Source organism: Sulfitobacter sp. 1A15258 (genome assembly GCF_043557045.1).
GTDB classification, from domain to species: Bacteria; Pseudomonadota; Alphaproteobacteria; order Rhodobacterales; family Rhodobacteraceae; genus Sulfitobacter; species Sulfitobacter faviae.
This window is the reverse complement of record NZ_JBIFFK010000003.1, coordinates 251,353-264,305: the sequence shown is the minus strand read 5'-3', so window position 1 is coordinate 264,305 and position 12,953 is coordinate 251,353. Positions and strand designations below refer to the sequence as shown.

The 12,953-nt window shown below is 60.5% G+C and carries 12 protein-coding genes and 1 tRNA gene; 8 read left to right on the top strand and 5 right to left on the bottom strand.

Features of this window, described 5'->3' with window-relative positions:
• Positions 1-199 precede the first annotated feature (199 nt).
• Positions 200-1,204, top strand: coding sequence for a hypothetical protein (locus ACGYK9_RS08585; protein ID WP_394409542.1), 1,005 nt, complete (start codon positions 200-202; stop codon positions 1,202-1,204).
• Positions 1,205-1,209: 5 nt separating this feature from the next.
• Positions 1,210-2,331 (top strand): DNA adenine methylase, encoded by a 1,122-nt coding sequence (locus tag ACGYK9_RS08580; RefSeq protein WP_394409996.1) that lies wholly within the window; start codon positions 1,210-1,212, stop codon positions 2,329-2,331.
• Between the two features lie 68 nt (positions 2,332-2,399).
• On the opposite strand, the gene ACGYK9_RS08575 is transcribed toward ACGYK9_RS08580, so the two are convergent.
• From ACGYK9_RS08575 to ACGYK9_RS08560, 4 genes are all read right to left on the bottom strand, one after another.
• Positions 2,400-3,962, bottom strand: a complete 1,563-nt coding sequence (locus ACGYK9_RS08575) for a mobilization relaxase (protein WP_394409539.1) — start codon at positions 3,960-3,962, stop codon at positions 2,400-2,402.
• Positions 3,959-4,429 (bottom strand): plasmid mobilization protein, encoded by a 471-nt coding sequence (locus tag ACGYK9_RS08570; RefSeq protein ID WP_394409536.1) that lies wholly within the window; start codon positions 4,427-4,429, stop codon positions 3,959-3,961. Before ACGYK9_RS08570 ends, ACGYK9_RS08575 begins: the two co-directional genes overlap by 4 nt.
• Positions 4,426-5,283, bottom strand: a complete 858-nt coding sequence (locus tag ACGYK9_RS08565) for a hypothetical protein (protein WP_394409533.1) — start codon at positions 5,281-5,283, stop codon at positions 4,426-4,428. Before ACGYK9_RS08565 ends, ACGYK9_RS08570 begins: the two co-directional genes overlap by 4 nt.
• Before the next feature lie 155 nt (positions 5,284-5,438).
• Positions 5,439-5,515, bottom strand: a tRNA-Arg gene (locus ACGYK9_RS08560).
• Positions 5,516-5,662: 147 nt separating this feature from the next.
• On the opposite strand from ACGYK9_RS08560, the gene ACGYK9_RS08555 reads away from it, so the two are divergent.
• Entirely contained in the window at positions 5,663-6,700 is a 1,038-nt protein-coding gene (locus ACGYK9_RS08555; protein WP_120349930.1) for a LacI family DNA-binding transcriptional regulator, read from the top strand.
• On the top strand, positions 6,697-7,911 hold the full coding sequence (locus tag ACGYK9_RS08550) for a winged helix-turn-helix domain-containing protein (protein WP_394409530.1): 1,215 nt from the start codon (positions 6,697-6,699) through the stop codon (positions 7,909-7,911). Before ACGYK9_RS08555 ends, ACGYK9_RS08550 begins: the two co-directional genes overlap by 4 nt.
• Here ACGYK9_RS08550 and ACGYK9_RS08545 read toward each other — a convergent pair.
• Entirely contained in the window at positions 7,908-8,603 is a 696-nt protein-coding gene (locus ACGYK9_RS08545) for an aspartate/glutamate racemase family protein (RefSeq protein WP_394409528.1), read from the bottom strand. The genes ACGYK9_RS08550 and ACGYK9_RS08545 overlap by 4 nt on opposite strands.
• A 62-nt stretch (positions 8,604-8,665) precedes the next feature.
• On the opposite strand from ACGYK9_RS08545, the gene ACGYK9_RS08540 reads away from it, so the two are divergent.
• The 4 genes from ACGYK9_RS08540 (at position 8,666) to ACGYK9_RS08525 (ending at position 12,953) form a co-directional block, all read left to right on the top strand.
• Positions 8,666-10,009 carry an NAD(P)/FAD-dependent oxidoreductase gene (locus ACGYK9_RS08540; RefSeq protein WP_394409525.1) on the top strand — a complete coding sequence of 448 codons (1,344 nt, stop codon included), beginning with the start codon at positions 8,666-8,668 and terminating at the stop codon, positions 10,007-10,009.
• A 38-nt stretch (positions 10,010-10,047) separates the two neighbouring features.
• Positions 10,048-11,037: a TRAP transporter substrate-binding protein gene (locus tag ACGYK9_RS08535; RefSeq protein WP_394409522.1), complete on the top strand. Its 990-nt coding sequence runs from the start codon at positions 10,048-10,050 to the stop codon at positions 11,035-11,037.
• A gap of 76 nt (positions 11,038-11,113) precedes the next feature.
• Complete coding sequence (locus ACGYK9_RS08530; RefSeq protein WP_394409519.1) at positions 11,114-11,638, top strand: TRAP transporter small permease; 525 nt, start codon at positions 11,114-11,116, stop codon at positions 11,636-11,638.
• A 4-nt stretch (positions 11,639-11,642) separates the two neighbouring features.
• Positions 11,643-12,953, top strand: coding sequence for a TRAP transporter large permease (locus tag ACGYK9_RS08525; protein WP_271688758.1), 1,311 nt, complete (start codon positions 11,643-11,645; stop codon positions 12,951-12,953).

The following is a 12,953-nucleotide window of genomic DNA, read 5'->3' as shown; positions in this document are numbered from 1 at the left end:
CAGGGGGATTAGACGACTCGACCAAGCACGTCTGCAACTAACTGACGATCAGATGATCTCTTTGGTTGCTGCTTGTGGTCCCAATCACTGCCTAGATGGCTGGGGTTACTTGTCTCGAAGCGTTAGCGCACTTGTTGCTAGGGACGGTCATTCCGCGAAGCACATGGCATACTACGCTCAACTACGGGCAGCGATGAGTATGCTTGCGATCTCCGGAGTGGGAATTTTTAACGGCTTAAACATCTGCGTCGACGCAAATGGTGCGGTGCACAAATTGGAGGACCACCGTGAGAATAGGGGCGGTCAGAATACACATAGTATAGTTTGGCCTGCACTGGACGCTTGGCTAAGAATTGACACCAATGCTGCCAGATTCCTGTCTGCAATAAGACTGCATGGGTCGAACTTGAAAGACGCCTTAGACTCGATCTGGCCGAACAGACAACCTGTATCGATCGTCGTCCCGCTGATAGATGCTTGGGCGTTTGACTTGAATATTGCCACCCGGCATCACGAACAGAGGAATATCTCAAGCTACACACCACATGATCTCAACGAGATACCCTGTTCATTCCAAGATGAAATGGACTTCTTGTCGGAGACGTGGAATGCCTTGGAACCCTCGACGCCAAGTGGGTTTACTCAGCTCGATAACCATATGTTACGGCGCATGTTTCAGATGGTCCACCAGCAAGACAATTCTGTATTGGACCTGGCAGACAGAGTGCCGTTGGCTAATAGCTCAGTGGTGACTAGATACAGCGAGCTCGAGCCCACACTTCAGCAGGCTGTTCCGCAATCGTTTCTTTTGGACGAGGCCGGAGCAAGCGAACCTCAGATATTTCAATTGGCGTCTACGGACGGATCCACTCCTCGAGCAATGATTTCGCGAGCAGTTCTGCTGCTTAGAGCTGCTACGGCACTGAATGTTCTAACTCTAAATGAGGCTGGATTCTCTCAAGACGGGACAGAGATTAGACCATGGATTGATCCCTTGCTGGTTCATCGTGGCATTGTCGATGCAGATGCGTTGCCAGACAGAATGGCGGACCTGTGGGATAGCACCAAGTTCGCAGTCGAAGACTTCCAAGCATCGTTGAATGACTGCTCGTATGAACCGCACGCCTTTTTTACCGCCAACCTCAACGGGACTCCCGACGTCACGCAGCTTGAGCGCGCTGCGATGTGGGGTATCTGTCCGTGAAGTATATGGGCTCAAAACGGTCCATGTTGACCAACGGGCTTGGGGACGCGCTGAGCCAATCGATAGCGGAATGCAATCGTGTATTTGACATGTTCACAGGGTCTGGAGCCGTTGCGTGGCACGTCGCTCAGAAATACGACCGTGAAGTAATTGCTTCCGATCTCCAATCTTATGCAGTCGCACTAGCCGCCGGGGTAATTGAAAGAACCGAGCCTCTAGCTGATCATCGTTGGCTAGACAGCTGGTTTGACCATGCGAAAGAGATGCAGCCAAGTCGCTTCTTTCAGAAGGCCACAAACCTTCAAGAGAAACTGGAGGTTGAGCAAATCGCGGGGTCTGCGATTGAGGCACGGGAACTCTGTGCAGACTTTAACTTGCCTGTCTGTTTTGCTTACGGAGGCTACTACTACTCGCCGCTCCAATCGCTTTGGCTTGACACGCTACGCATTGCTCTTCCAAAGAATGCCAATCAGCGCAGGATTGGCCTTGCAGCCCTAATCATCGCAGCGAGCCAATCAGCCGCCGCCCCAGGTCACACGGCACAGCCGTTCAAACCGAATGAAACAGCCGGGCGCTTCCTGAAAGAAGCTTGGATGAGGGATATCCAATTCTTGGTCAAACGAGCAGCCGTCTCCTTGTCTGAAAAACATGCCAAAAAGGCAGGTAGGGCAATTGTCGTTGATGCGAACGAACTGGCTAACCAAGTTATTGAAGGGGACCTAGTTTTCTTGGACCCACCTTATTCCGGCGTACATTACAGTCGGTTTTATCACGTTCTGGAAACTGTCGCCCTCGGGGAAGTGGGCGAGATATCAGGTAACGGCCGGTACCCTCCTCCAGAGGAGCGCCCCCGTTCACAATATAGTTTACGGACGAGGTCCAAGCCGGTTCTTGATGGTTTGCTCAAGGTGATTTCACAAAAAGGGGCATCTGCAATCGTAACTTTTCCGGCAGGTGCCGCGAGCAACGGATTGAGTGGCGAAGACGTAGCGGATTTGTCCGAGCGTTACTTTGCGATTGAAGAAGTCAAAGTCTCTTCCCGTTTCTCAACCTTGGGAGGCGATAAAAAGCACCGGGAAGCACGGCAGAACACGACCGAACTAATTTTGAGACTTTCACCTAAATAGAACACGGCCCCAAACCTTTAGAGCACAAAGCAAGACATTGGTGGCAAACTTCTTGCTCAGAGCCTCACTCAATGCGTCAGCCTTCGGTCGTGATCCCGCACGCCTAGCTCTCGTTCAGCCGCTTCTCGGCCTCTTTCGCTAGTTTCCAGCTGGTCTCTAATCCCGCCTGAAGCGTGTCGTAGTTCTGTTCCTCGCGCAGCAAGTCGGCCAATGTGGTGACGGACGTGAGATGTGATTTCATCAATAGCGCCACGCAGTGCGCCAAGCCATTCACCTTGCTTTCGATCCTGCTGGTCGAGCGTTTCTCCAATGCGTGCAATTCCTTGGCTGAGCTCTCGCAGGCCGTCACCAACCGTTCGACGGATGCGAGCAATTCGCGCTCCAATGCTGTCAGGGGTGTCGTCGGTGTTTTGGTCATCTAAGGCTCCTTGATCTCGATGCAGATGATGGGCTTTTGCGCCATCGTGCAGGTCTTCAATTCGGTCCGGTTCGGGTCCAGCGTCACCCATGTCTGCCCAGCCTGTTCGATCCGGGTCAAGCCAAGCCTCGTCATCTCCGAATGCGCCATCAAAGCCGTCCAAAACCAACTCGCGATCAGCACTGTCGCGATCCAGGATGAGACCATCGCCACGATCACCCAGGGTGAGATCGTCAACCAGCGCCTGATCGTCTCGCTCCGCCTCTCCAACTCGCTCCTGCTGTCGCTCAGAAAGAACCTGATATCGGTCTCGATTGTATGCAGCGCGCTGGTCGCAATGCTGCTGAAATCGCTCCTGAAGCTCTCCAGTTGAGATGCCATCAAGGCGGCGTGGTCGCTGCGTACTGTCTCTAGGTCCGCGTTCAATTTCTCGGCGAGGCGGTTCGGCTTGCCAGTCGTCATGGAAAATCTCTCCTTTCAATCGCCAGCGCTCGCCGGTGTCGGGGTCTTGGGCGGTGATGTAATTCTTGCTGGCACGGGGGATCTCGAATCCCGCGTCAGTGAGTGTGTCGATCATGCTGGCGCGGTCAGTAATGGTGCCGACGCTAATCTGATCGAGGATCCAATCGTGCAGCGCTTCGCGACCCTGCGCGCGGGTTGGGGCCTCAATCGTCGCCCTTACCTCCCGTGCGCGTTCTGGCTCCAAAGGGTCTGCCCAACCGTGCGTCTTGTTCAACAGGTCGCGTAGGCTGGAAAAGGCATTCTCATGTCCCGGCGGAGCGATGTTCAGCGCTTTGCCGGTACTGAGCTCAAGGCGTGGCGTGCAGAAGTGCAGCTCGACGTTGCCTTCATGCGAGTGGCGCACCCAGAGACAATCGTATTGATCCCTGTCCAGCCCAGCAAAGGCCAGAGCCTCAAATAGCTCAATGGCCTCTTGCTGGGCATCGGGGCTGGGATCATCGCTATCGGCAAAGCTGATAACGCCTGCGGTGTAGCTCCACTTGTTGGGGCTCGCATCGATCAGGTCGCGGGTCTGATCGGGATTGCCGTGCAGCACCTCGGGCGGCGGGTCGCGAATCTTGGTTTGCGGTTCACCGGTGACGTCTCGGATGAGGTTGCGGTTCTCGTCATAAGCCAGAACTTCGCGGGCGGTCAGATAGTCAATGGGGGCCGCACCGCCACCGGTGCCGGTGGAGAAGAACGAGATGATCATTCTCCACCGCCAGTGTGTGCCGCCACGATCTGCGCCAACTGCCGTTCGATGATCACCAACTGCGTCGCGACCTGGAGCGCATCGATTTGGTTCGCTCGGCCGGATTTGACCGCGCCGTTGATCCAACGTGACAGCTGATTGAGGTTGCCGCCGACGCGGGCAATCGCAAAGGTCAGCTTCGGGTCAACGCGAGGGACGGGCTTGCGTCGACGTGCCTCGGTCAACCCCAAGGCCTCGCGCATCAGCGTGGCATTGGGCAAGCCAGCGGCGCGCGCCTTGGCCACAAGCGCTGCCTTTTCTAACGGTGTGCATCGAAAGATCACGCTTTCGGAAAGGCCCTCTTTGACGCCGCTTGCCCGCGTCTGGTTGGGGTTTGAAGGGGAGGCTTGCCGCCCCTCACAAGTCCCGCCGATGTAATCGGTGGGTAACCTTGCTCTCTGCTCTTTGTAGGGGTCGGTCGCACTCATGCTCTGAGCCCAGCCGCTTTGACTTCGGCAGGACTGACCAGCTTTGCGGCCAGCATCGCGGTCACTTGGCCGGGTGTTATGTGGCGGCAAAGGGGGTGCTTGTCCGTGACCCAGTCGGCCAAACCTTTCAGCAGTTCAGCCTCTTTGGCTTTGCCCGCTTCTCGCGCTTCCTCGATGTCGTGAAGGTACTTCAACCAACGGTCAGAGGTGAACCAGTTGTCGGAGAAGCACACCTTGGAGCGGGTGAAACCTTCGCTCTCGTCCGCATAGGCCCGCACAGCGTCCTCGAGGTCTTTGGCGTCCACTCCGTCGGACAGAGCTTGGCGGATTTGCGAAAGACAAACCGCTTTGCCGCGAATGCGATCCTCCGGATAGGCGGACAAAATCTTTTCTGAAATCTCATCCTTCACCGCCGCCTTCGCGTGCGAAGGATTTGGTTTTTGATATGGTTTATATCTGTTCTTATAGGATTTGCCCTCTGGGGCAGATGGCTTGCCCTCACGGGCAAATGCATCATTTTCCCTTTCGGTCGGATCGATTTGCCCATTTGGGCAAATGGAGTTGCCCAGGGCATACCAACAGGTCCGGTCATAGCGATCATCGCTGAAATTGCCCTTGATGATCAGTTCTGCGCTGACCAACTTTTCGAGCGCTGTTCGGATCTGCTTTTCGCTAAGATAGGGGAACAGTTCACCAAAAGCCGAGATCGAATTGTAGGTCCAATACCGCCCGTCTCGAAGATTGCGGCGGTTGGCTTGGTTCTTCTCAATCCAGAAGGTGATGTTCTGGAAAATCACCGCTGCATTGAGACCGACACGTCCGGCGACTTCAGGATCAAAGCTATGGCGGCTCATGATTGACCCCCGAAATACGCACAAACGTGCGGATTTTGTACAGGTTTTGTACGAGAAATCAGCCGTTTCAGCTGATTTCGCCGCGAAAGCCCACGTGACTTTTTGCACGCTTCCGCACAACGTCCTGTAAATAAGCCATATTTTTCAGGCAGTTTTGGCGACCCCGGCAGGATTCGAACCTGCAACCTGCCCCTTAGGAGGGGGCTGCTCTATCCAGTTGAGCCACGGGGCCGACAGGCTTGGGTTTAACGCAAGCGTCTGGCGATGTCATTGGCAGATTGGCAACCGAATGACTGCGCCTCGCAGCAGGGCTGCGGCAATGCTTGATCGCGCCTCCTGCTTCGCGCTACCTATGGGTGAGGCAAACAGGAAAACCAAATTGACCACACCCCCCAAACGCCCGTTGACCCTGCGTGATGTGTCCGATGCTTGCGGCGTTTCCGAGATGACGGTCAGCCGCGTCCTGCGCAAACGCGGCGACGTGTCGGAGGCCACCCGCAACCGCGTTCTCGCCGCCGCCAAGGCGCTTGGCTATGTGCCCAACCAGATCGCCGGATCGCTGGCCAGCCAGCGCGTGAACCTTGTGGCGGTCGTGATCCCTTCACTGGGCAATATGGTGTTCCCCGAAGTCCTGAACGGCATCAACCAAGTGCTCGAAGACACACCGCTGCAGCCGGTCGTGGGGGTGACGGACTACCTGCCCGAGAAGGAAGAGCGGGTGCTTTATGAGATGCTCTCATGGCGGCCCTCGGGGGTGATCATCGCGGGGTTGGAGCATTCCGACGCCACCCGCGCCATGCTGCGCAATGCGGGCATTCCGGTGGTCGAGATCATGGACACCGATGGCAAACCCGTCGATGCGATGGTGGGGATCTCCCACCGCCGCGCCGGGCGCGAGATGGCGCAGGCGATCCTGCGCGAGGGCTATGAGCGCATTGGCTTCATGGGCACGAAAATGCCCCTCGACCACCGCGCGCGCAAACGGTTCGAGGGCTTTACCGAAGGGCTCGCCAAAGCGGGGGTCGAGATCGAAGACCGGGCCTTTTACTCCGGCGGCTCCGCGCTGGCCAAGGGGCGCGAGATGACGCAAGAGATGCTCGAACGCTCGCCCGACCTTGATTTTCTCTATTACTCCAATGACATGATCGGCGCGGGCGGGCTGCTGCATCTGATCGACCAAGGCATCGACATTCCCGGGCAGATCGGCCTTGCCGGGTTCAACAACGTCGAACTGCTGCAAGGTTTGCCGCGGCAATTGGCAACGATGGACGCTTGCCGGAACGAGATCGGTCAGGCGGCGGCGCGGATCATCCTCAACCAGACCCAGCCCGAGCCGGACCCGGAAATGCAAACCCAGATCACCCTGACGCCAACGCTGTCGCTGGGCGATACCCTGCGCCGCCGCCGTCAGGGGTGAGCCGCCCAAGGCTCGGCAATGCCGCCGCGCGGCGGTTGTTTCTGGCGCGTCACCTGCTGTCGGACCCGCCGCAGGGCCCGGCCAAGGGCGCGGCACTGCTCAAGCTGATCCATGACTTGGGCTTTGTGCAGCTCGATAGCATCAACACGGTGGCGCGGGCGCATGATCTGATCCTGTTCGCCCGCCGTCCGCGCTATCGCCCCGCTGCGCTCAAGCGGCTTTATGAAAAAGACCGGGCGCTCTTTGAGCATTGGACCCATGACGCCGCCGTCATCCCGATGGAATTCTACCCGCAATGGCATCTGCGCCGAACCCGAGATGCGGCCAAGCTGCTGGGCCGCTGGAAGGATTGGCAGCGGCACGACTTCGAAACACAGATGCAAAACGTGCTCGCGCAGGTCCGGGCCGAGGGCAGCGTCACCTCATCCGACGTGGGCCGGGACGAGCCGCGCAGCAGCGGGGGCTGGTGGCAATGGCATCCGTCGAAAACCGCGCTGGAGTATCTGTGGCGCAGCGGCGCGCTGGCCGTGACCGGGCGCGAGGGGTTTCGCAAGCGCTATGACCTGACCGAGCGGGTGGTCCCCGCCGCGCTGCGCGACCCGGCGCATGCCCCCGACATAGAGCAGACGATCGACTGGTGCTGCGATCAAGCGCTGGCGCGCTTGGGTTTTGCCACGGCAGGGGAATTGGCCGCCTTCTGGGCCCATATCTCCCCCGCCGAGGCGCGCGGCTGGTGCGCGGCAGAACAAGCCGCGCGGCGGCTGGAGGAGATCGACATTGAGGGCGCTGACGGCAGCCTGCGCCCCGCCTTTGCCCGCCCCGGCTGGGCCGATGACCCCGCCCTTACCCGCGAACCGCCCAAACGGCTCCGGGTGCTCAGCCCCTTCGACCCCGCGCTGCGCGACCGCAAACGCGCCGCCCGGCTTTTCGGTTTCGACTACCGGATCGAGGTCTTCGTGCCCGAGGCGCAGCGCGAATACGGCTATTATGTCTTTCCGCTGCTACAGGGCGACAGGCTGGTGGGACGGGTCGATATGAAGGCGCATCGCGATCTGGACGTCTTGCGCGTCACCGCGCTCTGGCCCGAACGCGGGGTTCGCTGGGGCAAGGGGCGGCAAGCGGCCTTCGAGGCAGAGCTGCACCGCCTCCTGCCGCTGGCTGGGGTGCGCCGGGTCAGCTTCACCGACGGTTGGCTGCGCGTGTCGCATTAGCAGAAACGGGGCGGCAGCAGCCCTGCGTGAAACCAGTTGAGATAGCTGTGGATCGAGTGCACGGGCCGCCCGGTCGCCGCCGCGATATCCGTAGCATATGGCACCATATTCGTGCATTCCAAAAGGATCGCGCCGACATCCGCGTGGGCCTCCACCAACTGCTGCGCTGCCTGCACCATCTCGGCCCGCGCCTGCGCCACGTCGAGGTCGGGCAGATTGCCGAGGATCGTTCGGGCGAAGCCGCTGCCCTCCATCCCCACCACCGGGCTGCCCTCGGGCACGCCCGCCGCGTGCAGATGGGCGGGCGAAAGCGTGGCGGCGGAGATCGTCAAGATGCCCACCCTTTGCCCCGGCGGCAGGCAGGCCGCGATCTGCCCCGCCTGCTCCAACGCCGAGGCGGCAACGGGCACGCCCAGCGCTTCGGCGAGGCGAGGCCGGATCAGCGCCAAGAACCCGCAGGTGGTGGCGATGCCCGTGCAGCCTACGGCGATCAAGTCGCGCCCCACGGCGATGAAAGCCTGCACGAAGGGGTCGATATCGTCGCACACGATCGCTTCGGGCGTGGCCCCCGGCACCACGGCGTAGCGCACCGGGAAATCCCAGCTGCCCGCATGGCCGACATCCCCCAGAATGCGCGGAAACCGCGTGTCCAGCATGAGTATTCCCAGCCGCGCGCCCGTCTCGTTTGTCATATGCCCTCCGTTTGGGCGCAGGGTGCCTTTGCGGGCGGGGCGAGACAAGCGAAACCCTAACGATGACATTTTATCAGCATTTTGTTGACGTGGTGATTTTTTGTGTAAAAGATGCCCCAAAGGAAACAAGCTATGACTCAACGCGAAATCGAAAGCCGTCATCCATGAGCCAACATGTCGTTGTTATCGGCGCCGGGATTGTCGGCGTCTCTGCCGCGATCTGGCTGCGCCGCGCCGGGGCGGAGGTGACGCTGCTGGACCGGGCCGAGCCGGGGCGCGGCACCTCGCATGGCAACGGTGGCGTGCTGGCGGCGGCGGGCGTCGCGCCGGTGACCGGGCCGGGCCTGCTGCGCAAATCGCCGGGGATGCTGCGCGACCCCGAGTTTCCGCTGTTCCTGCGCTGGCCCTATCTGCCCCGCCTACTGCCATGGCTGCGCCGCTACATGGCCCACGCCAATGACCGCGATACCCGCCGCATCTCTGCCGGGTTGGTGCCCATCGTGAGCGACAGCGTGGCGCAGCACAAAGCCCTCTGCACCGATCTGGGGCTGGAGGATTGGGTCCGCGACAGCGACTATTGCTTTGCCTATACCAACCGCGCGGCCTTCGAGGCTGAAGCCTACACTTGGGCGCTGCGCCGCGAGACGTGTTTCGAGCCGGACATCATCGAAGGCGGCGCGGTCAGGGAATTCGACCCGGCCTATGGTCCGCAGATCACCTGCATCGCACGGCTGGCCGACCACGGCTTCATCGCCGACCCCGGCGGCTATGTTCGGGCTTTGGCCAAGGCTTTCGAGGGGATTGGCGGCACCATCCGGCAGGCCGAGGTGCAGGACGTGGCGATCGTCGACGAGGAGGTCACTTCGGTCCTCACCGATCAAGGCTCCCTGCCCTGCGATGACGTGCTGCTGGCGACTGGTGTCTGGTCGAAACCGCTCATGCGCAAACTGGGGATCAACGTGCCGCTGGAATCCGAACGCGGCTACCACATCGTCTTCAAGAATGCCGAGGGCGGCCCATCGCGCCCCACCATGATGGCGGCGGGCAAATTTGTCGCCACGCCCATGGCCGAAGGGCTGCGCTGTGCCGGGATCGTCGAGTTCGGCGGGTTGGAAGCGGGCGCGTCCAAAGCCCCACTGGCGCTGCTGCACCGTCAGGCCAAGGCCGCCTTTCCACATCTCACCGCCACGGAAGAGATCGAATGGCTGGGGCACCGACCCGCCCCCAGCGACTCGCTGCCCCTGATCGGGCAGATCGGGACGAGCCGGGTCTACACTGCCTTCGGGCACCATCACATCGGGTTGACGGGCGGTCCGAAAACGGGCCGACTGATCGCCGGATTGATCACGGGGCAGACGCCAAACACGGATCTGACCCCGTATCACCCCCAACGCTTCGACGGATGACGCCAAGCGTGGGACTGCAACAACAAGGGAGAAACCACATGACACTGACAGCAAGACTGATGGCCGGCGCGGCGATGACCGCCCTGACGCTGGGCACCGCCATGCCCGCCTTCGCGGCCGAGAAATGGGACATGCCGATGGCCTATTCGGCCTCGAACTTCCACTCCGAGAACGGCGTGCAATTCGCCGAATGCGTGGGCGAGAAGACCGGCGGCGAGATCGAGATCACCGTGCACCCGGGCGGCGCGCTCTTTGCCGGCGCGGACATCAAGCGCGCGATCCAGACCGGGCAGGTGCAGCTGGGCGAGCGTCTGCTCTCCGGCCACCAGAACGAGAACGCGGTCTTCGGCTTTGACTCCATCCCCTTCCTCGCGCCCTCTTTCGAGGCCAGCGCCCAGCTTTGGGAAGCCGCCAAGCCCAAGGTTGAATCCGTGTTGGAAGAGCAGAACCTCGTCCTGCTTTATAACGTGCCATGGCCGCCCCAAGGGCTCTACTTCAAAAAAGAAGTCGACTCGGTCGAGGACATGAAGGGCGTGAAATTCCGCTCTTACAACAACACCACCGCGCGTCTGGCCGAACTGACCGGCATGTCGCCCGTCACCATCGAGGCCGCCGAAGTCAGCCAAGCCTTCGCCACCGGTGTCGCGGAATCGATGATTTCTTCGGGTGCCACCGGCTATGACCAGAAGGTCTGGGAAAGCCTCACGCATTTCTACGAAGTCGACGCATGGTTGCCGCGCAACTATGTGATGATCAACGCCGATGTCTGGGCCGAAACCTCGGACGCCAACAAAGAGGCGATCACCACCTGCGCGACCGAGGCCGAAGAGCGGGGCCTGCAAGCCTCCAAGGACTACACCCAGTTCACCTATGACGGGCTGCGCGAAGGCGGCATGAACGTGGAACCGGCCAGCGAAGAGCTGATGTCCGGCCTGCGCGAGGTGGGTGAGACCATGACGCAAGAATGGCTCGAAGCCGCGGGCGAAGACGGTCAGGCGATCGTCGACGACTACAAGGCGATGCAATAATCACGAAACCTGCGGCGGCCCGTCACCCGGGCCGCCGTTCTCATGCCCGGGCATGACTTGACGGAGGGAGAGCCGCATGAAGGCGCTGCGCAGACTATTGGACGGGCTATATACCGGGGCGGGGGCGCTTGCCGCGCTCTGTCTGGTGGTCATCCTTACCTTGATCGTGGCCCAGATGGTCGCCCGTTGGACCGGCAATGTCTTTCCGGGCGCTGCCAGCTATGCGGGCTATGCAATGGCCGGGGCCAGTTTCCTTGCCTTCGCCAATGCGCTCAACCGCGGATCGCATATCCGCGTGTCGATCCTGCTTAACGCGCTGAGCGCGGGCGGGAAGCGGCTGCTGGATATCTGGTGTTTCGCCGTGGCGGCGGCGGTGGCGTGGTATTTCACTTACTACGCCTATTGGTTCGTCTACTGGTCGTGGAAGTTCAACGAAGTCAGCCAAGACCAAGACGCCACCGCTCTTTGGATACCGCAATCTGTCATGGTGATCGGCGGTGGCATCCTTGCCATCGCGCTGACAGACAATCTTTTGCACCTCATCTTCAAGGGCGACCACCGCGTCACCCGTGACCTAGTCGATCAAAGCTTCGGGGAATGACGCCATGACCGAGATCTATGCCATTACCCTGTTTCTAATCGTTCTCTTCTTCCTCCTCGGCACCGGCGTCTGGGTTGGCCTTGCGCTGATGGGCGTCGCCTGGGTCGGGATGGAGCTTTTCACCACCCGACCCGTGGGCGACGCCATGATCACCACGATCTGGGCCAGTTCCTCAAGCTGGACGCTGACCGCTCTGCCGCTCTTTGTCTGGATGGGCGAAATCCTTTACCGCACGCGGCTGTCGCAGGACATGTTCCGCGGGCTGTCGCCTTGGCTCGCGAAACTGCCGGGCGGGCTGGTGCATACCAATATCGTCGGCTGCACGGTCTTTGCCGCCGTCTCGGGCTCTTCCGCCGCGACGCTCACCACCGTAGGCAAGATGTCGATCCCCGAGCTGCGCGCGCGCAACTATCCTGAAAAGATGATCATCGGCACACTGGCGGGGGCCGCCACGCTGGGGCTGATGATCCCGCCGTCGCTGGCGCTGATCGTCTACGGCGTGACGGTGAACGAAAGCATCACCAAACTCTTCTTCGCGGGCGTCCTGCCCGGCCTGCTGCTGGCGCTGATGTTCATGGGCTATGTCGCCGTCACCAGCATGTTGTCGAAGGACTGGAACCCCGATGCGGAGACCGGGATGAGCTTTGGCGAAAAACTGCGCAACTCGCGTTTCTTGCTGCCGGTCTTTGCGCTGATCACGGTCGTGATCGGGTCCATGTACCTCGGCTTTGCCACGGCGACCGAGGCGGCGGCCATCGGCGTCATCGGCTCCCTCACGCTGGCGCTGTTCCAAGGCTCGCTGAACTGGCACAGTTTCCGCGAGAGCCTGATGGGGGCGATGCGTACCTCTGCGATGATCGCACTGATCCTTGCGGGCGCGGCCTTCCTGAAACTGTCGATGGGCTTCACCGGTCTGCCCCGCGCGCTGGCCGACGGGATCGCGGCGATGGAGCTTTCGCGCTTCGAGCTGCTGATGGCGCTCTTGGTCTTCTACATCGTGCTGGGCATGTTCCTCGACGGCATCTCCTCGGTCGTGCTGACCATGGCCGTGGTGGAGCCGATGGTTCGCAGCGCGGGCATCGATCTGATCTGGTTCGGCATCTTCGTGGTCGTGGTCGTTGAAATGGCGCAGATCACCCCCCCGATTGGCTTCAACCTCTTCGTGCTGCAAGGCATGACCAACCACGAGATGGGCTATATCACCAAGGCCGCGCTGCCGATGTTCGCGATCATGGTCTTCATGGTCTTCGTGCTGATCTGGTTCCCCGAAGTGGCCACATGGCTACCCGAAAACCTGCGCAGCGCACCGGTTTAG

What these genes read in the sequence shown, in the direction of transcription:
- ACGYK9_RS08545 (WP_394409528.1), bottom strand. Translation starts at nt 8,603, where the DNA reads ATGACAAACGAGACGGGCGCGCGGCTGGGAATACTCATGCTGGACACG.
- ACGYK9_RS08585 (WP_394409542.1), top strand. Translation starts at nt 200, where the DNA reads ATGCTTGCGATCTCCGGAGTGGGAATTTTTAACGGCTTAAACATCTGC.
- ACGYK9_RS08535 (WP_394409522.1), top strand. Translation starts at nt 10,048, where the DNA reads ATGACACTGACAGCAAGACTGATGGCCGGCGCGGCGATGACCGCCCTG.
- ACGYK9_RS08565 (WP_394409533.1), bottom strand. Translation starts at nt 5,283, where the DNA reads ATGAGCCGCCATAGCTTTGATCCTGAAGTCGCCGGACGTGTCGGTCTC.
- ACGYK9_RS08580 (WP_394409996.1), top strand. Translation starts at nt 1,210, where the DNA reads ATGGGCTCAAAACGGTCCATGTTGACCAACGGGCTTGGGGACGCGCTG.
- ACGYK9_RS08570 (WP_394409536.1), bottom strand. Translation starts at nt 4,429, where the DNA reads ATGAGTGCGACCGACCCCTACAAAGAGCAGAGAGCAAGGTTACCCACC.
- ACGYK9_RS08525 (WP_271688758.1), top strand. Translation starts at nt 11,643, where the DNA reads ATGACCGAGATCTATGCCATTACCCTGTTTCTAATCGTTCTCTTCTTC.
- ACGYK9_RS08575 (WP_394409539.1), bottom strand. Translation starts at nt 3,962, where the DNA reads ATGATCATCTCGTTCTTCTCCACCGGCACCGGTGGCGGTGCGGCCCCC.
- ACGYK9_RS08540 (WP_394409525.1), top strand. Translation starts at nt 8,666, where the DNA reads ATGACATTTTATCAGCATTTTGTTGACGTGGTGATTTTTTGTGTAAAA.
- ACGYK9_RS08530 (WP_394409519.1), top strand. Translation starts at nt 11,114, where the DNA reads ATGAAGGCGCTGCGCAGACTATTGGACGGGCTATATACCGGGGCGGGG.